We start from the raw sequence: 21959 nt of genomic DNA on the forward strand, positions 1-21959 counted from the left end.
CAAATAAAAAATATGTTCAAGAATAATTTATTCTCACCAGACCAAACAACAGCTTAAATGTACCCTAAAAAATATGTTGAAATCTGTGCTATCCAGGTCAAGGCGGATTTTCAGGATATCTGGGAATACGTACCTTTAACAAGGTCCCCAAATCATTTTTTTATTCGAGGTCAATTCTGGTAAATTATAGTATCACAATCTAAATGAAATATTATCTTTTGCATTGTATTGGCTAGGAAAATGACCCCACCTACACATGTCGTACTGTGCAATGTGATGGATGTTTGAAGCAAATAGTATAAACGCATGAAGTATGTTAATTATGAGCAGAAAAATAAGAAAACTTGCACTGATTATAATGATGATCTTGGAAATTACATCTTTGAGTCTCATCTGCTATCTCATCGTGTCAAACGCGGGGGTAATTTAGTTATGAACTGGGAATGGAAAAAAATTCCCGAATTAGGCACAGTTGGATCGTATCTATATTATGGGCTATTGTATGCCAATATGATGGCTTCTATAATTCTTGTCGGGATATTGGTGTCGAAAATAATCTCACCATAAATAAACAATTAAAAAATTATCAATTTTTTATATTTTGGAGTTATATTTTTCTGGATTGTATATTTCATGATGGTACCTTTGTCATGCTATAGCAAATTCGCGTCTTTCCTCAATTAGATGTATTGGTCAACAGAGAATTTTTCCGTGAAAAGAGCGTGAGAGGACTTGAAATCAAGTTAAAGAGCCGTTGGAGGGACTTGAACCCTCGGCCTGCTGATTACGAATCAGCCGCTATACCGCTAAGCCACAACGGCACAAAAAATGTGCTTTATCAAATTGCACGTAACACAATAAATAAGTTATCTGCGCCTCATCCCGGAGACGCAGTTCGGCATGCCGGTTACGAGTATCCGCGCAGAGTGAACCCGTCCGATCCCCCTTCGGGCTGTGCCGCGGGCGTGATGGACCCAAACTTCTCCTCATAGTCGTTTACGCTTTTCTGGAGTGCCGCCAGCAGCTTTTTTGCGTGGGACGGGCTGATGGAAACAATGGCTTTTGCTTTTGCCTGATTCACCGCCGGAAGCTGGTGCAGAAACATCATTGTGAACTCATCGTCCTTGAAGGCTATCTGAATCATATTGCTGTACACCGGGTCAAGATTCTGGGGAATCTGGACATTGATTTCGTTCCCTGCCATAAGTATAATACTATTGGCGCGGATGTTATCTTATAGAATTGGTTCTGATGCCCAACGCAATTCCGGTACGCGATCTTGTCCGATGCAGTGTCTGTCCCCTGCAGGTGTATCTGTCCCGTTCCACTCCCGGGGAGTTTGCAGAGCCTGCGGGCTACAGTATTGCAAAGCAGATTGCCGCACATCTCGGTGATGAACTGGATTTCAGAGAGATCTGGGAGGAGATTGAAACTGTGCTGCCGGATGCAGGGGCTGAGGAGTATGCGCAGGCTTCGGCAATGATTGAGGCGTGCAGAAAAACGGTCTGGCGGTCTCCGGTAAACACGGATGTGTTTGTATCCTCAGAGAAGTACGGGATCGTAGGGAAGGTTGACCGGCTGTTTGAGGATGGATTTTCGATCGTTCGCAGTACTGCAGCGCCTTCAACCGGTATCTATGCAACTGACCGGCTTCGCCTGACCGCATACTGGTTCTGCCTTTTTGAGGAGTACAAAAGACCCTTTGCCGGGTCTGTGGAGTATCTGGGTTCCGGAACCGTGCGGCATCTTGCATCACCTGCCCCCGCGGACCGCCGTGCATTTCTTGCCGCGCTCCGCAGCGCGGAATCTGTATTCCGGGGAGAGATTCCCCGGCCCCTCCGCGGGCGTCACTGCCTCTCCTGTACGTTTCATGAACGATGCGACAATGTTTTGCGCCCGAAATCCCTGTTTGAACGATTACATCCGGCGAGATGACGATACCTACATATCCGTTCACAACAGACAAGATACCTGCATTTGCGGGATTATGCATGACCTCGGTACTCTCTGAAGACATTCTGGAAGAAATACTTAATACCGGCACTGATGAGGTTTTGCTTCATGTGCTCAAACTCCCCCACCATACCGAAGCAGAGATTGAAAAAGCCCTGAATATGCTTGTTGAGCACGGGTTTGTGCATCGCAGCAGTAAAACAGTCCGGCTCACCGAGAAAGGCGCGGAGAAGGCTGCACAGGTTGCACGCAAACACGCAGTCCTTGAAACATTTCTGACCGATGTTCTGGGAAAACAGCCGGAGGCTGCATCCAAAGAAGCCTGCATTCTGGAGCACAATATTTCGACCGAGACGATTGAGCGGCTCGATAATTTTCTGGATCAGCGAAAGCCGGAAACCATTCCTTCGGAGAAGACCGGATTCACCGATCATAATAACCTCACCCGCAAAAATCCAATAATTCCGCTTTCCGAGTGCCCGGAAGGGGCGCTTCTGCATGTTTCCATGATCCGGTGTTTTGCCAAGCACAGCAGGCTGATCGATCTGGGGGTAATTCCCGGAGAGCTGATCACTTTGCGGCGCAAACTCGTCAACAATGCTGTGGTCATCACCGTGAAAGGCTGCGATATTGCATTAAGTCCGGAGGTATCCGCCAATATTATGGTTGAACGGTGCGAGACGCCATGATGCCGCGGGCAGCACTTATCGGAAACCCGAGTGTGGGTAAGTCGCTCATCTTCAATCACCTGACCGGTCTCGGTGTTGAGGTGAGCAACTATCCGGGAACAACCGTCGGAGTAATGCATGGTGTTGTGCGGTACGGCGATGCGGAGTTTTCGCTTGCCGATCTTCCCGGTATCTATTCGTTGTCCGGCGACTCGGTTGAGGAGGAGATGGTCCGCGAGTATCTGCTTGGAGAGGATCTGGATCTTCTGATTGCGGTGCTTGATGCAAAACATCTTGAACGAAATCTCTATCTTCTTTTGCAGGTGGCCGAGATCAGGAAGCCGCTGCTGGTTATTCTCAATATGATGGACGAGGCGGAGGCGGCGGGAAAGATCATTGATTCTGCTTCCCTTGCCAAACAGCTCGGTGTTCCGGTCATTCCTTCGGTTGCAACGAGCGGAAAAAATTTGGATGAGATTGCCCGCGCGGTTCTTGACGGGAATGTGCCGGTTCCGGGCCTTTCAATTCCGTATGATCATCATATTGAGGCGGCGGTTCACAGTCTGCAAAAATATTTCGGGCTGAGCCAGCCGGAGGCGCTGTGGGCGCTGGCAAGTATTCCGGTCAGTACGATTACACCGGAGATTCATGAGAATTCTCTGGTGATTGCAGAGGAGATTGAGCGCCGGCACATGATGTCGCCGGAGCAGATTATTGCTGCGAACCGGCACAATCTCGCAAAACAACTGGCATCATCCGTTACCCGTACTGCTCCGCCGCGCCGCAGACGCGATTTTGATGCGCTTCTTACGCGCGGGTTTCCGGGACTGCCGATTCTTGCGATTATTATGGTCTCGATCCTTTTGATCGTGTTTACCCTCGGTGGCGTTCTGGAGGAGACGATTGTCTCCCTGATGACAACCTACATCGCTGATCCGTTCCATGCGCTGGGTCTGGATCCGTTTGCCGATACGCTCGGCGGTGCAATTATTCTGGCCCTGATGTCGGGTCTGGGAATTGCGTTTCCGTATGTGTTTCTTTTCTATCTGTTCATCTCGGTGCTGGAGGATACGGGGTATTTAACACGGGCTGCGTTTCTGGCAGACCGGGGTATGCACAGACTCGGTCTCCACGGTCAGGGTCTGATTCCGATGGTGTTGTCGTTTGGGTGCAGTGTGCCGGCTATCATGAGTACGCGGCTGCTTCCGACACGGCGCGAGCGCGTGATCGCATCGGTGCTGGTGACGATGCTGCCGTGTTCGGCGCGGACGGTTGTTATTTCAGGAATTGTCGCATCTTTTATCGGGTTCGGGGCGGCGTTTTCGATTTATGCAATTGTGTTTGTCCTTGTGTTTATTGTGGGCTGTATTCTTTCCCGCATCACACCGGGCGAGCAGTACGGGATGATCCTCGAGATGGCTGAGCTGCGCCGGCCCATCGCATCCCATGTTGTCCGTAAGGCATGGATGCGGGTGCGTGAGTTCATTTATATTGCAATGCCGCTGCTTCTGGTGAGCAGTATCTTCCTCGGGCTGTTTGAGTACTACGGCCTTGTTGCGATGTTTGAGGAGTTCATTGATCCGCTTTCAACGGCGGTTCTGGGCCTTCCGGGATTTGCGTTTACTGCACTGATGTTCGGTATTCTCCGTAAGGAGATGGCGTTTGAGACGCTGGCGGTGATGGCGGGAACGACGGATCTTGCGGCGGTTCTTTCAAGCGGACAACTCTATATCTTCGCGCTGGTGTGTGCGTTGTTTATTCCCTGCATTTCAACCATTGCGGTTCTCATGCGGGAGACAGGTGTCCGGTATGCGGCGATGATTACGGTTTTTACGCTCTGTCTGGGCATTGGTCTGGGGGCACTGGCGCATCTGATTCTGCTGTGATGAGCAAGGACTCATTACGTGCCAAATCCTACAAAGTACATACATGCTGACATTCATCGGACTTGGACTCTGCGACGAATACGATGTTTCCGTACGGGGACTGGAAGCAATCCGGAAGGCTGATGCGGTATTCCTTGAGGTGTACACTTCTGTTCTGACCGGGACCACGATTCCGCGACTTGAAGAGTATTACGGGAAAAAGATCACGCCGCTCTACCGCGAGGATGTGGAGCTGCATCCCGAGCCGGTTCTTGATGCGGCGGCGGCAGGGGATGCGGTGTTTTTAACTGCGGGGGATTCGATGGTTGCGACAACCCATGCTGATATCCGTATTCGTGCGGCGGAACGCGGCATTCCCACCCGCATCATTCATGGTGCATCCATTACTACGGCGGTCTGCGGACTGTCCGGCCTGCAGAACTACCGGTTTGGCAAGTCGGTTTCTGTTCCGTTCCCTTATGGTAAATGGTTCCCGATGACGCCGATTGAGGTCATCGCCGCAAATCTTGCACAGAATCTGCATACGCTGGTGTTTCTTGATATTCAGAAGGACAAGGAGCGGTACATGACGATTGCAGAGGCGGTTGATCTCCTGGAGGAACAGGCGTTACGTGCGGGGACATCTATCCCGCTCTATATCGGCATTGCCCGCGCCGGGTCAGCTGATCCGGTGGTTCATGCAGGAAACGCAGAAGAGATGCGGAGGTTTGCGTTTGGTGAGCCGCTGCACATTATGATCGTCCCTGGTGAGCTGCATGATATTGAACGCGAGTATCTTGTGAGATTTGCCGGATTATGCTGATCGAGTCCTACGGTATGGAGTTCACCGCCGATGCCCGGGCTGCGGGATGTGCGGTTCCTGTATTCACGCCGCTCGGCGCAACAGCTGCGGAGATTCTGGAGATGGTTCGCTGCTATGCAGGCGACGGGATGGTGTTCTACAGTCAGGGGGATCTTGTTAATGCGGTTGCGTCCTTTGCCTACGGGTACGGGTGGCTGGATGCGGGAGTGTTTCTCGGATATCTTCTGGGGAGGTGTGGCGGAACGGGTCCGGAGATTGACGATTCTATTCCTGATGCTCTTTTGGATCATCTGACCGAGAAAACAAACCGGTATCAGCGGATGCTTTCCTCGGCTCTCGAAGGAGTTGTTGTTCTTCCCGATTCAGAGACGCGAATGTGTTCTGCCGCGCAACATATCAATACAATTGCAGTTTCTGCCTTTACGGAAGGAACGGGGCTTCTCAGCTCCGGAAATTTTGTTGCCGCCCTTGTATCTTTCTCCTATGGGTACGGATGGCTTGATTGCGGCGTTCGTGCCGGTCTTTTTGGAATTGTTGGCGACAGGGGTCTATTTACGATCTGAATTTTTAAAAAATAACATATCCATTTCTCTTTTTCTTATTTTTTCTGATTTTATTTTGAGCATCATAGATAAGTATTTATGCTGTCGACTTAATGGATCAATTGTATAACAGAGGTGAAATCAAAATGTCTGAAATATATGAAAAGATGGTTGATGAGGCATTGGCTGCCCAGTATGCAGATGTTAATGTCCTCAAGGCCAAACGCGGTACAAAGTTTACCCTTTCCGACGCAAAGCCGTATGTTGATGCAGTAGAGCAGATGACCATCGCCGATGGTCAGAGCGCTGCGGTTATCAATCTGCACAAAGCTTCAGTCAAGACACACTTTGAGGTGCTTTCGAGCCTCACCGGGTACGTCCGGCCTGAGGATGATCCGTTCGTGGAACACTACCAGACTCCTGCAATTCTTGAGATTCTCTGTGATGAGGACAAGAAGTTTGCAAAGAGTATGGAGACGTTCGCGGATTCGATTCAGAAAAACGAGAACATCGTCGGTCGTGAGGCAGCCCGCTGCTATGCAGGGTTCTATGGTCCGTCCTGTGTGGTGGACTTTGCTTTGATGCCGGGTTCTACCAGTAATGTGGTTAATCAGATTCTTCTGAAGACTGATATTCCGGTGGATCACAAGCAGGCAATTCTTGCCGCAAAGTCGTGGGGTATGAACACGTCCTACGGTATCGGCGATCTGTTTGCAAAACGGATTGAGGCGGGCGATACGCTGGCTGAGGCTTCCGATAAGGAGGTCAAGCAGTTGCAGGCACTGTACCGGCATCCGATCGATGCACAGGTTGAGCTGATGAACAACTCCGGTATGTCCTCGTTTGATCCGCGAAAGTACATGGACAACTACCAGAAGGGCATGGAGTCGTTCGTGAAGGCAGCAATCGATGATGGTGTCCATTACGGAAACATTGCAACGATTCCGGCTTACTGTGTGGGGGATGTTTCCCACCATATCTCCCAGTCCACCTACAACATGTGTAAGGATGATGTGGTTATGGCAACCATTGAGGCAGTTACCGGTGTTATTGCACGGACGCTGCATGCAGCAGTGCCGGAGGCAAAGAGCGGCTACCAGCTGCTGGATGTTGCTACCGGTGCGTCGGCTGCGGCCGCAGAGTATCTGCTTGAGCTGGACGGTTTTAATGCGCCGATGATTGTGGATCTTCTGACGAAGCGTTATCACAATCTGGTGATGATCCGTCCGACCCGCGGTGCGGCGGCAGAGCTGCACAACTGCGATTTCATGGATATGATCTATCGCGGCTGGAAGATTCTGGATAAGGCATCCCGTGCAAAGAACGGGTCGGGCAAACCGCTTACCCCGCGTTCCGGCGGTGTTTCGATTGATCTTTCTCCGATTCATGAGAATGAGGTCCTGATGAACCCGCAGCGGTATGCCTATCCGGCCTGTGCGATTACAGTCCGGGCATCTGCTCTGATGCGGATTGCGGATTATCCGTGTCTGCTGACGAGTGAGCCGATTACGGCGACGATGATGACGAACATTATTGCACTTGACAAGGAAACACCCGCAGCTCCGGCACGTGCCTGCAAGAGCTGTGCAACGGCGTGTCTGGTTGGTTCCCGCCATCAGTACTGCCAGTACCGCGAGGCTGTGTAAGATGAAGTGCTATGTGTGTGAACAGTTGGGTATTGACCGGGAGGCGACCGGTATCTGCATCGTGTGCGGGATGGGGCTTTGCACTGAGCACATGATTCGTGCCGATGTTTCTGTCTGGGAAGGGGGCTACCCCTTCCCGGCAAAGAAGCTGAAGAAGCCGGTTCCGCGGATTCTTTGTCCCGAATGCCATAATGCGCTGAACGGGTGATGCAGCATGGATCTGTTGAAGCGAAGCATTGCCGAGCTTGTCGGAACAATGCTTCTGGTCTTTATCGGCTGCGGGTCGGTCTGTGTTCTGCTGATGCTTGCAGCGGGAACGCCGGCCGGGTCGCCGTTTGATATTGGTATCGGGACACTTGGCGGTCTCGGTGACTGGCTTGCGGTAGGGGCAGCCTTTGGTCTCGCAGTAGCGATAGTTATCTATGCGCTCGGCGGGGTTTCCGGTGCCCATATTAATCCGGCGGTCAGTATTGCGCTGTGGTCGATTAAGAAGTTCCCGGCGAAGGATACGGTTGCGTATATTATCGCCCAGTGTATTGGTGCGGTTATTGGTTCTGCGCTGTTCCTGTTTGTTGCGGGACCGGATGCTCTTGCCGTCGGCGGACTTGGTGCGACTGCACCGTTCCCGGGAATTACCATCTGGCAGGCCCTGGTTGCAGAGATTATCGGTACGTTTGTGCTGATGCTTGCGATCATGGGTGTTGCGGTTGACCGGCATGCAACCCCGGGTTTTGCAGGGCTGGTGATCGGTATGGCAGTTACCGGTGTTATCATTGCTATCGGTAATATTTCCGGAGGTTCGATCAATCCGGCCCGGAGTTTCGGTCCGGATCTTGTTGCGGCGATCATGAACGGGTCGACTGCACTTGTCACGACGTATCCGATCTATATTGTGGGTCCGATCGTTGGTGCGGTTCTTGCGGCGTTCTTCTACAAGTACGTTACCGGACTTGATGACAACTAATTCCTTTTTTTTGTTGTTCCCGCAGTATTGATAACCGGTCAGGTTTCATAGTACTAGCAGAAACCCCGGTGGTGATATACGATCCATGAAATGGTACTTTAAGCTCATACTTCCTGCATTGTTCATTGTTGCCTGGGAGATTGCAGCCATTCTGATAAATAATTCTTATGTTCTTCCAAGGGTATGGGATACATTGGTTGTGTTCACGACGCCGTTTGCGGATCTGTTTGGCTGTGGCAGTCTGATAGATAACTCTCTCATCAGTATCTACCGGGTGTCTCTTGGATTCATTATTACCTGTATTATTGCGGTGCCGCTTGGTATTCTTCTTGGCAGGTATCAGGTTCTTGAGGATTTTTCGGATGGTTTAATTCAGATTCTCCGGCCAATTCCGCCCATGGCATGGGTGCCGCTGTCGCTTGCATGGTTCGGTATTGGTCTTGCTTCTATTGAGTTTATTATTGTTATTGGTTGTATTTTTCCGATTCTGGTGAATACGATTGATGGTGTGAAGCGGGTGAAGAAAAGCTGGATTGAGACGGCACGAATTTATCAGGCAAGAGAGTGGCAGGTTCTGAGTAAGGTTATTGTGCCTGCAGCTGCTCCTGCCATCTGGAGTGGGCTCCGGGTGGGTTTTGGTATTGCCTGGATGAGTGTGGTTGCGGCGGAGATGCTTCCCGGGACTACGCAGGGTCTTGGGTATTTGATCATGTACACTTACAACTGGGGACAGGTGCAGATGGTGATTGCCGGTATGATTGCGATTGGTATCATTGGTATTGTGATGGATCAGTTCTTCCAGTATGTGCAGAAGCGCAAGTTCGGATGGGAGGCACTTGACAAATGACGGATTACGATAAGATCTGGGTGCGGGTCAAGCATGTAACGAAGAAGTTTGCAACCCGCAAAGGAGAGGTTACTGCTCTGGAGGATGTAAATCTTGAGATCCATGACGGTCAGTTTGTGTGTCTTCTTGGTCCGTCCGGTTGTGGTAAGACGACACTGCTCCGGATGATCGGCGGTCTTGATGTGCCAACGTCGGGTACGATTACGATTGACGGGAAGGTGGTTGATGGTCCGTCACCGAAGATGACGATGGTGTTTCAGGAGTATTCGCTGTATCCGTGGCGGACGGTCGCGGAGAATGTGGGATTCGGTCTTGAGATGAATGGTGTTCCGTTTGAGGAACGGCGGGCTGAGGTGATGAAGGAGTTGAAACTTGTGGGTCTTGAGAATTTTGCGGACAGTTATCCGTATGAGTTGTCAGGCGGTATGCGGCAGCGGGCGGCTGTGGCGCGCGCTCTTGCAACGGACCCTGCGGTTATGCTGATGGATGAGCCGTTCGGCGCTCTTGATGCACAGACGCGGAATAAGATGCAGCGCGAGCTGTTAAACATCTGGCAGGAGACGAAGAAGACGATTCTGTTTGTGACGCACAGTGTTGATGAGGCGGTGTATCTTGCGGATAAAATCGTGGTTCTGACGCCCCGTCCGGGAACTGTTCACGAGATTGACGAGATTGATCTGCCCAGACCGCGGGATCGGACGAGTGTTGAGTTTGCGCAGATTCGGAAAAATATTCTGCATATTATCGAGGAGCTGGAAACCGGCAATCAGAACATTTAATATCGTTTCCACCAAACCTGATTAGCACATTTAGAGAGCGAGGAGTTATTCAAAATGGTCAGAAAACCAGCACGAATGTATCGCGATCTTGCTAAAAAGGCATACTGCCGCCGTGAATACATGGGTGGTGTGCCGGGCGTTAAGGTCGTACAGTTTGATATGGGTAATCTTTCAGCCGAATTCCCGGTTGCGATTCACCTTGAGGTTCTTGAAGCATGCCAGATCCGCCACACGGCAATGGAAGCGGCACGTATCAACATGAACCGCCGCCTGATGAAGGATGTCGGAAGAAACAATTTCCACCTGAAGATCCGGGCATATCCGCACCATGTTATCCGTGAGCACAAGCAGGCAACGGGTGCCGGTGCAGACCGTGTTTCGGAGGGTATGCGCCTTGCGTTTGGTAAGGCAGTGGGTACTGCTGCACGTGTTGCACCGAGACAGCGTCTTTTCACTGTCTGGACGTCCGAGCAGTATATTAATCAGGCAAAGGATGCTCTCCAGCACAGCGGATACAAGCTTCCTACGCCGACCCGTGTTGTTGTTGAGAACTAAGCCATTTCCGGCTCTCAACCAATACTATATTTTTCCTTTTGCTGTTTTGTCTGCGGTGTTGATAGTTTTTTGTGATGTATTGCAGGTTTTGTCCGGAGTAATCACAGGATATACAAAGTATCACGGTCCTGCTTTTTTCCGGAGTACAGATGTCTTGTCCAAGCGACAGTCTTAATCCGTTTCTCCTGCAATATTCTTTTTATGGATCCTCTGCTGTTTGAACGTCTGGCGCAGGCTGTGGAAGAGGCGGTGTGTGAGGCGGAGATTGTGCTTCCGCCTGATGTGGAGGCGGCCCTCCGGCTTGCTGCGGAGCGTGAGACGAATCCGGTTGCACGCGGGGAGTTTGCGAATATTCTGGATAATTTGTTGAAGGCGGGGGATTTGCGTGTTCCGATCTGTCAGGATACGGGTATTCCTGTGGTGTATCTGACGGTGCCGCCGGAGGTTCCGGTGACGGCTGGGCTGTATGAGGCGGTTGCTGCGGGTGTGCGGCGGGCGACGCGGTCGGTGCCGCTCCGGCCAAACGGGGTTGATCCGATTTCACGGGAGAATTCAGGAGATAATACGGGCGCGGGTCTTCCGCCGGTGCATGTTGTACCGGGGGATGTGCTCCGGGTGACGGTGCTGCCGAAGGGTGCGGGTTCGGAGAATATGTCACAGATCCGGATGATGCTGCCGTCTGAGGTGGCGGAGATTCCGCGGTTTGTGGTGGATGTGGTGATGGCGGCGGGTGCCCGGCCGTGTCCGCCGGTTGTGGTGGGTGTTGGTATCGGGGGGACGTTTGATGGTGCGGCGGCGCTGGCGAAGGAGGCGCTTCTGGAGCGGATTGATGTGATGGATGCGTATGAGCAGGGGATTTGTGATGCGATTAATGCGCTCGGGATAGGGCCGATGGGGCTTGGGGGGGATACGACGGCGCTTGCGGTGAAGGTGAAGCGCGGGTTCTGTCATACGGCGTCACTGCCGGTTGCGGTGAATGTTCAGTGCTGGTGCTGCCGCCGCGGTGTGCGGGAGGTGGTGCTGTGATCCGTTTGAGTACGCCGCTGGGTGCGGAGGTGCTGGGTCTGCGGGCCGGGGATCGCGTGCTTTTGTCGGGGACGCTGTATACGGCACGGGATGAGGCGCATTTGCGGATTCTGGAGGAGGGATTTCCGTTTGATCCGGTGGGTGCGGTGGTGTATCACTGCGGGCCGGTGGTGGATACGGAGCGGAATGTGATTGTTGCGGCAGGTCCTACAACGTCTGCGCGGATGAATGGTCTGACGGCGCCGATGATTGATGCGGGTGTGCGGGCGCTGATTGGGAAGGGGGGTATGTCTGCCGGGGTGCGGGAGGTTCTGACGGGCCGTGCGGTGTATTTTGCGTTTACCGGCGGGTGTGCGGCGCTTGCTGCTTCGTGTATGGAGCTTGCGGGTTGTTATTTTCCGGAGCTGGGGATGGCGGAGGCGGTGTGGGAGATTCGTGTGCGGGATCTGCCGCTGGTGGTTGGGATTGATGCGCACGGGGGGGATTTGTTTGCGGATGTGGCGCGGGGTGTGCGCGAGCGGTATGATCAGTTGTGTTTGTGAGTGGGCGGTGGTGTGTGTTTTTAGATAGGGGATGCGGGGGGTTAGAGCCCTATTCTTTTTCGCATTCCTCCCGCACAATCCCCATACGCATTACGTATGACATAAGGACAGACCATCTACCCCATCATGACCACTATCCAGCCGTCTACCCGGAAATACCTCTACGCCGTCCCTTCACGCACCGCTGCATCCCCAGCACAATCCCAAACACCACCGCAGCCACAAGCGTAATCGTCGCCCCGGACGGAATATTCCAGAAATACGACAGCAGAATCCCGCCAAACGACACAACCAGACAAACCACAACCGACCCTGCCATCATCACCCACAGCCGCGACGTCAGCATACGACAGCTTGCCGCAGGCAGCGTCAAAAGCGCAATCACCAGAATAATTCCCACCACCTGAATCAACATCACCACCGCAAGCGCAATCAAAATCAGCAGAATCAGATTCAGCATCTTCACCGGCAGATTCAGCACCCGCGCATACTCCTCATCAAACGTCACCGCAAGAAGCGGCTGATACAGCAGCACAACAACCATCGTAATCACCGCTGCAAGAACACCCGCAACAACAAGATCACCGCTCGTCACCAGCAGAATATTCCCGAACAGATACGACTCAATATCCGGCACATACCCGGGTGTCAGCGCAACAAACAACACACCAAGCGCCATCCCCACCGCCCACACAGCACCTATCAGCATATCCACCTTCTGATGCGCATATTCCTTCAAAACCCCCATCACCACCGCCGCACAAACTGCAAACCCCGCTGCCCCCGCAAGCGGCGAAAAACCCAGCAGATACCCAAGTCCCACACCCCCGAACGTCGCGTGCGAAATCCCTCCCGAAACCGCCGTCATCTGCCGGACAATAATATAACTCCCGATGATCCCGCACACCACACTCGCAAGCGCCGCCGCAAGGAACGCATGCTGCATAAACACATATGACAACAGATCCGTCATCGCTCCCCCCCCTCACTATCATCATGCCTCGCAAGAACACGGTGCGGCACCTGACCATGTGTAATCAGCTCCACCGGACACCCGTACGCCGCCGCAACCATATCCCCCGTAATCCGATCCGTATCATGCGTGAACAGCTTCCGGTTCAGACACGCAACCCGGTTCACATGCCCTGACATCGCACTAATATCATGGGTCACCATCAGCACCGTCATCCGCTCGCGCAAATCCTCCAAAAGCGTCATCAGCCGCTCCCCCGTCGGCCCGTCCACATACACCGTCGGCTCATCCAGAATCAGCAGCTCCGGACACCCGGCAAGTGCCCGGGAAATCACCGCCCGCTGCTGTTCCCCTCCGGACAGCTCCGCAATAGGGCGACTCTCATACCCCGTCATATCCATGGCCGCAAGAGCATTCGCCGCCGCCGCATAATCACTCTCGCGATACCGCTTCACCAGCCCCGGAACATGTCCGAGCCGCCCCGTCAGCACCATCTCCCGCACCGTCATCGGATACGAAAAATCAAACGTATGCACCTGCGGCACATACCCGACCCGTGACCGTGCCGCCGCAGGCTCCTCACCAAAGACTCGGATCGATCCCGACTTCGGCTGAAGCAGTCCGAGAATACTCATCAGAAATGACGTCTTCCCTCCCCCGTTCGGCCCGATAATCGCCGCAACATCACCCTTGTGCAGAACAAAACTCACATCATCCAGCACCACGTGCCCGGCCCGCTCCACCACCAGATGATCAATCTCCAAAATCTCACACATCCTTCAGCCCCTCCGCAAGAGAATTCAGCATATCCATATAATGCACCGACAACGGATTAATCCGCACCGGCACAATGCCCAGTCCCTCAGAAAGCACCATCGCCGTCCGCTCTCCGGACAATGGCTCGGTCACCATAATATGCACCCCTGCCGCCTTTGCCGAATCAACAATCTCCGCAAGCTCACGCGCCGCAGGCTCCTTTCCCTCACGGGCAATTACCAGTTGTGAGATATTATAATCCGCCGCAAGATAGCCAAACGACCCGTGCGTCGTCAGAAATGCTCTTGGCTCCATCGCATCCGCAGCAGCGGCCAGACGAGCATCCATAGCAGACAGCCCGGCACAAAACACATCCGCCCGCTCCGAAAACCGCTCCGTAAGCTCCGGATACCGTACTGCAAGCCCATCGCGCACTGCTTCCGTCATCAGAATCCCGTTTCGTGCCGAAATCCAGATATGCGGATCCGTCTCTCCCTCCTCACCGCCCGCCTCGGCAACCACCTGTACGCCCGTACCGGTCGCAACACGCGGCAGACCCGGCAATGCCTCTGCCACCTGATCCTCCAGCGGCAGAAATCCTTCCCCAAGCGTAAACCACATATCTGCCGCCGCAAACAAAGATACATCAGCAGGAGTCGGTTCATACGTATGCGGTGAAACTCCCTCCGGCACAACCGAAAGAACAGTAAATCCGTCTCCGGCAACTGCGGAGACAATCTCCACCATCGGCGGAACCGTCACGAGCAGCACCGGCCCGTCTCCCTCTGCCGCAGGAGTTGAGATACAGCCCGCCGAAACTGCGGCGAACACAAGAACAACACTCAGAACAAAATATATTTTGAAAACGGCAGAACACCCCCGCATGAATAATGAATATTCAGTGTTTGAGATGCTAAAGATTTCGCCGATCAAAACTTTGATCCAAAAGTCTAAACTTGCTCATAATACCTGATCGGATTTTGATTGGATTATTCGGAATACTTTCGCTTTGGCTACTCCGGGAAAAAAACCAAAGTCCACGTATTTTTTATTCAGATATTTTTGATCCTGCAATTCGAGAGTTTTCAGATTATGGGAACAAAGCCGCACTGATGAAAACTATCCCCTTGGGGAGGATGAAAGGAGATTTACTCCCGTGCTGCAGTTTCCTCCCGAATAAAGATGCACAGTATGAAAAGAACCACTGCAAGCACAACCGACACCATAAATGCCAGATCAAATCCATGACTGAGAATCACGGCAGCAATCTCTCCCGGCGGCTTTTCCGTGATACCTGAATTGCGGACCGCAGTCATAATTCCGTGCAGAAAAATGATATTGTACACCGCAACACCGATCGTCATCGGTGCAAACCTCTCAAGACCCGTAAGACTTGAAACCATTCCCTGTTTTGACGCAGGAGCCGCACCCATAATGAGTGTAGTAAGAGGCGTTGTCGTAAGACCGAGACCAAGACCAATAAGGGCGAGTGCCGAGACGATCACACCAAGACCCGTTACCGGAGTCAGGTGCGTCAGGAAGAAAAACCCGAGGGCAATCAGTGCAACGCCTGCCATTATAATGTACCGGATCTTTCCTTTCAGTTTTGCATAGATTAGTCCCGCAAGAATTCCGGTGATCATCATTCCAACCGACATGGCAGTGATGATGAGGCCGGAAAACGACACAGTATAGCCATGAACATGCTCCAGATAGAACGGCAAAAGATAATTTGCGCCGGCGAACGTAAAAAACAGCATCGCGAACACAACATTGAGCACAACAAAAGATCTGCTTTTGAAAAGACTCAGATCAAGAAGAGGATCTGCATAATGCAGCTCGCGCCAGAGGAATCCCCCAATCCCCAGAATCGCAAGAACAAGCGACACAAGAACAGGCCCGGAAGTCCAGCCAAGCGAGATGCCTTCGGAGAAAGTAAAGAGAAGTGCGGCAAGTCCTACGAAGACCAGAACAGCACCGGTACTGTCAAATCCTTTCAGGGATCTCTTGGCAGAGACCGAACTCGGAATAACCGCATATCCTAACATTACCGCAAAAATGCCGATGGGCACATTGATGAAAAAGATCCAGTGCCAGGACAGATACTCGGTCAGGTATCCGCCGAGTGTCGGACCAAGCGCCATACCAACTGCGGCAAACAGGACAACAAGCGACATCCCTTTTGCCCGCCGATCACCCGGCAGATAATACGAGAGCATGGCAGGCGCGATCACGGTCATCATTGCCCCGCCCACTGCCTGCAGCACGCGGGAGGCAAGAAGCGTAGAGAACTGTCCCGTAAAGTCCGGCAGAAATCCGCAGGTAAACGATCCAATCGTAAAGAGGAAGAACCCGAACAGAAATATTTTCTTGAATCCGACCACATCGGATACCTTCCCGATGATTAACAGACACCCGGCCATAACCAGCAGATAGATCGTCGAAACCCATGCAACGGAGGAAGAGGTGAGATTAAATGCCTCGGAAATGGTCGGCAGAGCAATGTTGACAATCGTCCCGTCAAGTGCCGACATAAAAGTTGCAAGCGATGCTGACAGGAGAATAAGTGTCAAGGTACGCCCGGAGGGAGTTTCACTCTGCATAATGTAGAGTGTTACGAGGGAGTCAGATAAAAAATGTTGGTATCAGCCCCCGCCCTCCTCACCAAGTGCTTATATGCGAAGGCCGCATACCGGTTTGGTATGAGTGATCCTGTTGTTGCAGCGAAGAAAGATGCCGGCATTCGTGCGGCGAATATGGTAAAAGACGGGATGATTGTCGGTCTTGGAACCGGTTCAACCGTGTTTTTTGCAATGGAGCGGCTTGGCGAGCGGATAAAAACAGAAGGTCTCCGGATTCGTGGTGTGCCTACCTCAAACCAGACTGCCATGCGTGCGGAGGAGTATGGTATTCCGCTCACGACGCTGACTCTGCATCCGGTACTTGATATTGCCATTGACGGTGCGGATCAGGTTGATCCCGGAAAACGGATGATCAAAGGCCGCGGTGCGGCACATCTGCGGGAAAAGGTTGTGGCGGATGCGGCAAAGCAGTTTGTTGTGGTGATCGATTCCGGTAAGGAAGTTGCGGGTCTTGATGCCGCCGTGCCCATTGAAGTTCTGCCGTTTGCCTGCGGCAGTGTGGCAGGCAAACTCCGGGAGCTTGGAGGTGATCCGGTTCTGCGCAACGGTGTGAAAAAGGACGGGCCGGTTATCTCCGATAACGGTAATTATGTGATGGACTGTGCGTTCGGTGCAATTGCCGACCCCGCAGCTCTTGAAGCAGCGATCAACAATATCCCGGGTGTTCTGGGCAATGGCATTTTTGCTGCGATGACCGGAAAAACAGTTGTGATTGTCGGCGGCAGACACTGACTTTCTTTTTTCAAATCTCCCGTATCCGTACCCGCAGTCCCGCGAGTTCCTTCCAGTATGTTTCCCGTTCCGTCTCCGGCGCAGTTCCCGCACAGAACACATCCTCAGGATCAAACAGCCGGCATACTCCGGCGAGTACTTCCGTGGTTGGATCCGTAACATACACCTGCCGGATGGTATAGCAGTCGGCAAGCTCTGCAAGGCGCGGCACAGCATCAGCGGAAAGAATCAGATCCCGCTGCACCTCTAAAACATCCTCAAGAAACGCATCCGGCACGTACCGGAGGAATCGTTTTCCGGAAAAATGTTCCAGATCAATTTCATCGGGGGCATCGTCATACAGAAGCACATGTCCGGCGGCGCCATTATCCCGCATAACCCGGCACACCCGTGTGACTGCATCCGCAACCGCCCCGGACGCCTCCTCCTCATCCTCAAAGTAACTGTCAGTAAGATGCAGGGCCTGCGGTGACGGAACCGCCCACCAGCACCCTTTCCGCATCTTTGCGACAATCCCGCAATCCGCAGCAATATCCGCAGACACTATATCGAACTCTCCTGAAATCAGCTGATCGGAAACATTCGGAAACGCTGCCAAAATCCGATCACAATACCACATCCCGCCTGCTGCCGGAAACCAGACCTCCGGCCCCTGAGACCTGAGCGTCTCCTCCACCCCCCATGTGATCAGGTCTGCGGCGGTTCCGGCATGATGCCGTATCCAGTCGCCGAGCTCCTCTGCCGCAGGTGCCAGAGGTTTCGCCGACCCGAGGCTTCTTATCCGAAACGACAGTTCACGCATCAATATTCACTATTGAGCAGATGTGTATTGAACCTATGGAATGTATGAACTCCCCTTACAAACCCTAATACCTCATCCATGCCAAATACTAACCACTATGACCAATAAGCCGACAGTCGTCACCTGTGGTCTTCCCTATACCAACGGTCTGTGCCACCTTGGCCACCTGAGAACCTACATTCCCGGCGACTTCTATGTCCGCTACCTGCGGCGGCTTGGCGATGACATCGTCTTTATCTGCGGCTCCGACAATCACGGAACCCCGATTGTCGTCACTGCAGAGGCCGAACATACCACCCCGCGTGCCGTCTCCGAATATTATCATGCGCACTTCGACGAAGTCTTTAACGAAATGGGAATCCATTTCGACCGGTTTGGCATGACCGATGATCCGACAAACCACCGCCGGACCACCTCCATCATCGAAACCCTGATCGAAAAAGGCTACGTCTACGAAAAAACCATCCAGCAGAGCTACTGCCCAAACTGCAAACGATTCCTTCCCGACCGGTATGTAGAAGGAACCTGTCCTTACTGCGGCAAACATGCCCGCGGCGACGAATGCGACCAGGGCTGCGGCAGACACCTGGAACCCGGAGAAATCCTTGACCCCGTCTGTGCCACCTGTGGAACAAAAGCCGAACTCCGCGAACAGAAACACTACTACTTCAAACTCAGCGGATTCCGCGACTACCTCCTGGAATATCTCCCGACACTCGGCGGAACCATTAATGCCCGCAACTATGCCATCGGCTGGGTCGAAAACGAACTGAAAGACTGGTGCATTACCAGAATGATGGACTGGGGCGTTGCCTTTCCGGGTAAAGACGCAGAGGGTCTTGTCACCTATGTGTGGGTTGATGCGCCGATCGGCTACATCGCTTTCACCGAAGAATGGGCCAGGGCCGCAGGCAGCAGCTGGCAGAAATACTGGTGCGACGGCGACCGCGTACACTTCATCGGGTCCGACATCATCTACCACCACTGTGTGTTTTGGCCCGCAATGCTGCACGGTGCAGGCTACCAGCCCCCGTCGGCGGTTGTCGCAAGCGGTATGGTTACGATTGACGGCCAGAAGTTCTCCAAATCCCGCGGAAATGTAGTCTGGACAAAGGAAGACTATCTGGATAAAGGACTCCCGGCGGATTATCTGCGGTACTATCTCCTTGCCTACACCAGCCATACCCGTGAGCTTGACTTCTCGTGGAAAGAGTTCCAGGCACGCATCAACAACGAACTCGTGAACACGTTCGGCAACTTCGCAAACCGCAGCATGACGCTGGTCTGGACAAAACTCGGCGGGGTACCGGAGGTCCCTGTCGGACAGGAGATCTTTGATGAAATTACAAAGACACTTTGCTCTGTCGAGGAGTCGGTACGCGCATTTGAGTTCAAGGCAGCAGTTGACGGCATCCTGCTCCTGGCAGGCTACGGCAACAGCTACATCTCCAACGCCGCTCCGTGGAAACTGATCAAAGAAAACCCCGCCGCCGCCGCACAGGTGTTGAAGAACTGCCTGCAGATCGTCAAAGCCTGTGCTCTTCTGATACAACCGGTAATGCCTGAATCAGCCCAGAAACTGTGGGAGATGCTCGGCTACACAGATAAGATTGAAGACCACCCGATCGCAGATGCACTTGTTCCGTTTGAGAACAGGACACTTGGCGAAGTAAAACCGCTGTTTGCAAGAATCGAGGATAAACAGCGCGAAGAGCTTGAGGCAACCCTTGCAAAGCGCGCTCTTGAAGCACAGAAAAAAGCTGCAGGAAAAAATACCATGGAAGCAGAAATTGATCCGTTCTTAGAGGATATTGTAACGATTGACGACGTGGCAAAACTGGACTTCCGTGTAGGTCTGGTGGTAAAGGCAGAAAAGGTCCCGAAGACCGAAAAACTTCTGCGGTTACAGGTGGATGTCGGAAAAGAGGTTCGTCAGATCATCTCCAGTATCGCGCTTGACTACACACCCGAAGAGATGGTCGGCAAGAAAATTGTCGTGATTGTGAATCTTAAACCCGCAAAATTCCGGGGCGAGGAAAGCAACGGTATGCTGTTTGCCGCAGGTGAACCTGCCTCGCTTCTGATCCCGCTGCGTGACGTTGCACCCGGGACGCGCGTGCACTAAAAAATCCATCTTTCTTTTTTGTGTGAATCTTTCCTGAAAATCCCGATCCATACGGGAAAAGCTGTATTGCCACGCTGAAAAACCCGTGAAAAAAAGGATATAATTTAGAGCAGAACGGACAGATCCAGCTCAAACGCCGCGACCGGATGCTCAAGACCGAACGCGACCAGCACATCGGGGCTGATCTCACCGAACACGCCGACCTTCTTTCCTGCAACATACACGTCGCCGCGTCTGCCGTCGAGGAACGCCGGGTCCTCTGACGCCCGGACCTCATACGGCAGTGCCGCCATACGGCAGAACGCATCCACCACCGCATAAATCTCGGAAAAGTCCGCCGCAGTGTGAATCGAAGCTGCCGCCATCTTCGGATACGTCACCAGATTCTCCACCACATCCCCGCAGGCAAAAATTTTCTGCGGCAACTCGCGGGAACGGTTCAGAGACAGAGAATCCATCAGCATCGGCAGAATATCCGTCCGGATAATAGTCTGATCCTCACTGATCGGATGCAGCACATGCAGAGCCGCAGAATTCTCCGGGCGGTTCATCAGCGCATACGACACCTTCTCACTCGTCAGGGTAAACGGTGTGTTCTCAATATAGGACATACCAACCATGATACTGCGCACAAGACTGTAAATCTCCTGCACCGGATGCGGTTTGCCTACCGTAAACGTCGGCGGCAGGCTTGCCGGAATCGTATCGTAGCCGTAGGCAATTGCAACATCCTCATAGATGTCATGATCATGCATGATGTCTGCACGGTAACAGGGAATCGTCACACGAACGTGATCCGCATCAACAACCTCTGCACCGAACCGCATCCGCTCAAGAAGACGCTTCATCTCCTCCGCAGTAATCGCAATACCCACCAGGGCATTGCATGCCGCAACCGAAACGGTCCGCTCTGTTGGTGCAAGCGTCGGCGTTGCGGTACCGTCCACATCCACTGACTCAACCGTAGCCCCCATCTCCACCATTGCCGTACAGATAATGTTGACCGCAACCATCACTGCACGCGGCTCAATACCGGTTACATCCAGCAGAATATTTCTCGTATTCTCCGTGACGCGGGTCAGCTCGCCGTTGATGATCGGCGGAAACGAACAGACCCTGCCCTTTGCATCATGGATCAGCGGGAACAGTGGGAAGTCTTCCACAATCTTCGCATAGGCCCTGCCTTTCGGATGCTCAGCAAGAATCTGATCCATCGTCATCGGCACATCATAATCCAGCGGCACAAACATCGTTGACCGCTCGGCTGCAATATAGGAGAACGGTCCCTCGATCGTATCGAGATCATGCACACCGATCGCAACCTTCTTGCGGCCGCGACCGACTGCCCAGTGCAGCGACTCCTGCAGTCCCATCAGCGACTCAATCATCGCATTGTCCATCCGCACATTACGGATCACCGCAGACCCGAGATAGGGACGGATACCGGCAAGTCTTGGATCGACGGTGAAAGAGATTCCGGACGGTTTCACCGCATAGGTCGGAAGACCCGTCTCAATGCCGAGGTATCCCCGCATCGCCCGCGCCGTACCTTCCGCACTGTAGAGATCGGGGCGGTTCGGGAAGAACTGTACATCCGTCTGATCCTCCTCCTCGCGTTCCACTTCAGACCCCATCATCGGCAGATTCTCGCGGATCGTCCTGATATCCGTCTTCGTCAGCTGTTCCAGATACGCATTATTGAGTTTTACCACCGGCATA

At 52.9% G+C, this 21959-nt stretch carries 22 protein-coding genes and 1 tRNA gene; 15 read left to right on the top strand and 8 right to left on the bottom strand.

From position 1 onward, the window contains the following. Window positions 1-749: 749 nt before the first annotated feature. A tRNA-Thr gene (locus tag O0S10_RS04655) sits at window positions 750-821 on the bottom strand. 86 nt (window positions 822-907) lie between these two features. Continuing rightward, on the bottom strand, window positions 908-1204 hold the full coding sequence (locus O0S10_RS04660; protein WP_268924739.1) for a DUF3467 domain-containing protein: 297 nt from the start codon (window positions 1202-1204) through the stop codon (window positions 908-910). Between the two features lie 38 nt (window positions 1205-1242). Between O0S10_RS04660 and O0S10_RS04665 the strand changes: the two genes are divergently transcribed. From O0S10_RS04665 to O0S10_RS04725, 13 genes are all read left to right on the top strand, one after another. Beyond that, window positions 1243-1935 (top strand): CRISPR-associated protein Cas4, encoded by a 693-nt coding sequence (locus O0S10_RS04665; protein ID WP_268924740.1) that lies wholly within the window; start codon window positions 1243-1245, stop codon window positions 1933-1935. 56 nt (window positions 1936-1991) lie between these two features. Then, window positions 1992-2642, top strand: a complete 651-nt coding sequence (locus tag O0S10_RS04670; RefSeq protein ID WP_268924741.1) for a metal-dependent transcriptional regulator — start codon at window positions 1992-1994, stop codon at window positions 2640-2642. Continuing rightward, window positions 2639-4507: a ferrous iron transport protein B gene (feoB, locus tag O0S10_RS04675; RefSeq protein ID WP_268924742.1), complete on the top strand. Its 1869-nt coding sequence runs from the start codon at window positions 2639-2641 to the stop codon at window positions 4505-4507. Before O0S10_RS04670 ends, feoB begins: the two co-directional genes overlap by 4 nt. Window positions 4508-4550: 43 nt before the next feature. Then, window positions 4551-5309 carry a diphthine synthase gene (dph5, locus tag O0S10_RS04680; RefSeq protein ID WP_268924743.1) on the top strand — a complete coding sequence of 253 codons (759 nt, stop codon included), beginning with the start codon at window positions 4551-4553 and terminating at the stop codon, window positions 5307-5309. After that, window positions 5303-5872, top strand: a complete 570-nt coding sequence (locus O0S10_RS04685) for a DUF357 domain-containing protein (RefSeq protein WP_268924744.1) — start codon at window positions 5303-5305, stop codon at window positions 5870-5872. The genes dph5 and O0S10_RS04685 overlap by 7 nt, the downstream gene beginning before the upstream one ends. A 125-nt stretch (window positions 5873-5997) precedes the next feature. Further along, entirely contained in the window at window positions 5998-7497 is a 1500-nt protein-coding gene (locus O0S10_RS04690) for a DUF2193 domain-containing protein (RefSeq protein WP_268924745.1), read from the top strand. Between the two features lies 1 nt (window position 7498). Further along, window positions 7499-7705: a DUF2180 family protein gene (locus O0S10_RS04695; protein ID WP_268924746.1), complete on the top strand. Its 207-nt coding sequence runs from the start codon at window positions 7499-7501 to the stop codon at window positions 7703-7705. 6 nt (window positions 7706-7711) lie between these two features. Continuing rightward, the gene (locus tag O0S10_RS04700) at window positions 7712-8461 is read left to right on the top strand and encodes an MIP/aquaporin family protein (protein ID WP_268924747.1); all 750 of its coding nucleotides are present in this window, start codon (window positions 7712-7714) and stop codon (window positions 8459-8461) included. Between the two features lie 85 nt (window positions 8462-8546). Further along, window positions 8547-9308 (top strand): ABC transporter permease, encoded by a 762-nt coding sequence (locus tag O0S10_RS04705; protein ID WP_268924748.1) that lies wholly within the window; start codon window positions 8547-8549, stop codon window positions 9306-9308. Further along, window positions 9305-10087, top strand: a complete 783-nt coding sequence (locus O0S10_RS04710) for an ABC transporter ATP-binding protein (RefSeq protein ID WP_268924749.1) — start codon at window positions 9305-9307, stop codon at window positions 10085-10087. The genes O0S10_RS04705 and O0S10_RS04710 overlap by 4 nt, the downstream gene beginning before the upstream one ends. Window positions 10088-10141: 54 nt before the next feature. After that, entirely contained in the window at window positions 10142-10642 is a 501-nt protein-coding gene (locus O0S10_RS04715; RefSeq protein WP_268924750.1) for a 50S ribosomal protein L16, read from the top strand. Window positions 10643-10843: 201 nt separating this feature from the next. Next, window positions 10844-11668, top strand: a complete 825-nt coding sequence (locus O0S10_RS04720; protein ID WP_268924751.1) for a fumarate hydratase — start codon at window positions 10844-10846, stop codon at window positions 11666-11668. Next, window positions 11665-12210: a FumA C-terminus/TtdB family hydratase beta subunit gene (locus O0S10_RS04725; protein ID WP_268924752.1), complete on the top strand. Its 546-nt coding sequence runs from the start codon at window positions 11665-11667 to the stop codon at window positions 12208-12210. The genes O0S10_RS04720 and O0S10_RS04725 overlap by 4 nt, the downstream gene beginning before the upstream one ends. A gap of 145 nt (window positions 12211-12355) precedes the next feature. On the opposite strand, the gene O0S10_RS04730 is transcribed toward O0S10_RS04725, so the two are convergent. The 4 genes from O0S10_RS04730 to O0S10_RS04745 form a co-directional block, all read right to left on the bottom strand. Beyond that, the gene (locus O0S10_RS04730; protein ID WP_268924753.1) at window positions 12356-13183 is read right to left on the bottom strand and encodes a metal ABC transporter permease; all 828 of its coding nucleotides are present in this window, start codon (window positions 13181-13183) and stop codon (window positions 12356-12358) included. Further along, window positions 13180-13959, bottom strand: coding sequence for a metal ABC transporter ATP-binding protein (locus O0S10_RS04735; protein WP_268924754.1), 780 nt, complete (start codon window positions 13957-13959; stop codon window positions 13180-13182). The genes O0S10_RS04730 and O0S10_RS04735 overlap by 4 nt, the downstream gene beginning before the upstream one ends. Further along, window positions 13952-14824: a metal ABC transporter solute-binding protein, Zn/Mn family gene (locus tag O0S10_RS04740; RefSeq protein WP_268924755.1), complete on the bottom strand. Its 873-nt coding sequence runs from the start codon at window positions 14822-14824 to the stop codon at window positions 13952-13954. Before O0S10_RS04740 ends, O0S10_RS04735 begins: the two co-directional genes overlap by 8 nt. A gap of 263 nt (window positions 14825-15087) precedes the next feature. Further along, complete coding sequence (locus O0S10_RS04745; protein WP_268924756.1) at window positions 15088-16542, bottom strand: DHA2 family efflux MFS transporter permease subunit; 1455 nt, start codon at window positions 16540-16542, stop codon at window positions 15088-15090. Between the two features lie 99 nt (window positions 16543-16641). On the opposite strand from O0S10_RS04745, the gene rpiA reads away from it, so the two are divergent. Then, on the top strand, window positions 16642-17313 hold the full coding sequence (rpiA, locus tag O0S10_RS04750) for a ribose-5-phosphate isomerase RpiA (RefSeq protein ID WP_268924789.1): 672 nt from the start codon (window positions 16642-16644) through the stop codon (window positions 17311-17313). 10 nt (window positions 17314-17323) lie between these two features. On the opposite strand, the gene O0S10_RS04755 is transcribed toward rpiA, so the two are convergent. Next, complete coding sequence (locus O0S10_RS04755) at window positions 17324-18115, bottom strand: hypothetical protein (protein WP_268924757.1); 792 nt, start codon at window positions 18113-18115, stop codon at window positions 17324-17326. A gap of 97 nt (window positions 18116-18212) precedes the next feature. On the opposite strand from O0S10_RS04755, the gene metG reads away from it, so the two are divergent. Further along, window positions 18213-20240 (top strand): methionine--tRNA ligase, encoded by a 2028-nt coding sequence (gene metG / locus O0S10_RS04760; RefSeq protein WP_268924758.1) that lies wholly within the window; start codon window positions 18213-18215, stop codon window positions 20238-20240. Between the two features lie 104 nt (window positions 20241-20344). Here metG and pheT read toward each other — a convergent pair whose 3' ends face one another. Further along, the gene (pheT, locus tag O0S10_RS04765) at window positions 20345-21958 is read right to left on the bottom strand and encodes a phenylalanine--tRNA ligase subunit beta (protein ID WP_268924759.1); all 1614 of its coding nucleotides are present in this window, start codon (window positions 21956-21958) and stop codon (window positions 20345-20347) included. Window position 21959: the final 1 nt, after the last annotated feature.

The organism is Methanocorpusculum petauri (assembly GCF_026891975.1).
GTDB lineage: Archaea > Halobacteriota > Methanomicrobia > Methanomicrobiales > Methanocorpusculaceae > Methanocorpusculum > Methanocorpusculum petauri.

Bases quoted from the DNA above. Each gene is read 5' to 3' on its own strand.
- O0S10_RS04660 (WP_268924739.1), bottom strand. From the start codon at position 1,204: ATGGCAGGGAACGAAATCAATGTCCAGATTCCCCAGAATCTTGACCCG.
- O0S10_RS04670 (WP_268924741.1), top strand. From the start codon at position 1,992: ATGACCTCGGTACTCTCTGAAGACATTCTGGAAGAAATACTTAATACC.
- feoB (WP_268924742.1), top strand. From the start codon at position 2,639: ATGATGCCGCGGGCAGCACTTATCGGAAACCCGAGTGTGGGTAAGTCG.
- dph5 (WP_268924743.1), top strand. From the start codon at position 4,551: ATGCTGACATTCATCGGACTTGGACTCTGCGACGAATACGATGTTTCC.
- O0S10_RS04685 (WP_268924744.1), top strand. From the start codon at position 5,303: ATGCTGATCGAGTCCTACGGTATGGAGTTCACCGCCGATGCCCGGGCT.
- O0S10_RS04690 (WP_268924745.1), top strand. From the start codon at position 5,998: ATGTCTGAAATATATGAAAAGATGGTTGATGAGGCATTGGCTGCCCAG.
- O0S10_RS04695 (WP_268924746.1), top strand. From the start codon at position 7,499: ATGAAGTGCTATGTGTGTGAACAGTTGGGTATTGACCGGGAGGCGACC.
- O0S10_RS04700 (WP_268924747.1), top strand. From the start codon at position 7,712: ATGGATCTGTTGAAGCGAAGCATTGCCGAGCTTGTCGGAACAATGCTT.
- O0S10_RS04705 (WP_268924748.1), top strand. From the start codon at position 8,547: ATGAAATGGTACTTTAAGCTCATACTTCCTGCATTGTTCATTGTTGCC.
- O0S10_RS04710 (WP_268924749.1), top strand. From the start codon at position 9,305: ATGACGGATTACGATAAGATCTGGGTGCGGGTCAAGCATGTAACGAAG.
- O0S10_RS04715 (WP_268924750.1), top strand. From the start codon at position 10,142: ATGGTCAGAAAACCAGCACGAATGTATCGCGATCTTGCTAAAAAGGCA.
- O0S10_RS04720 (WP_268924751.1), top strand. From the start codon at position 10,844: ATGGATCCTCTGCTGTTTGAACGTCTGGCGCAGGCTGTGGAAGAGGCG.
- O0S10_RS04730 (WP_268924753.1), bottom strand. From the start codon at position 13,183: ATGACGGATCTGTTGTCATATGTGTTTATGCAGCATGCGTTCCTTGCG.
- O0S10_RS04735 (WP_268924754.1), bottom strand. From the start codon at position 13,959: ATGTGTGAGATTTTGGAGATTGATCATCTGGTGGTGGAGCGGGCCGGG.
- O0S10_RS04740 (WP_268924755.1), bottom strand. From the start codon at position 14,824: ATGCGGGGGTGTTCTGCCGTTTTCAAAATATATTTTGTTCTGAGTGTT.
- O0S10_RS04745 (WP_268924756.1), bottom strand. From the start codon at position 16,542: ATGCAGAGTGAAACTCCCTCCGGGCGTACCTTGACACTTATTCTCCTG.
- rpiA (WP_268924789.1), top strand. From the start codon at position 16,642: ATGAGTGATCCTGTTGTTGCAGCGAAGAAAGATGCCGGCATTCGTGCG.
- O0S10_RS04755 (WP_268924757.1), bottom strand. From the start codon at position 18,115: ATGCGTGAACTGTCGTTTCGGATAAGAAGCCTCGGGTCGGCGAAACCT.
- metG (WP_268924758.1), top strand. From the start codon at position 18,213: ATGACCAATAAGCCGACAGTCGTCACCTGTGGTCTTCCCTATACCAAC.
- pheT (WP_268924759.1), bottom strand. From the start codon at position 21,958: ATGCCGGTGGTAAAACTCAATAATGCGTATCTGGAACAGCTGACGAAG.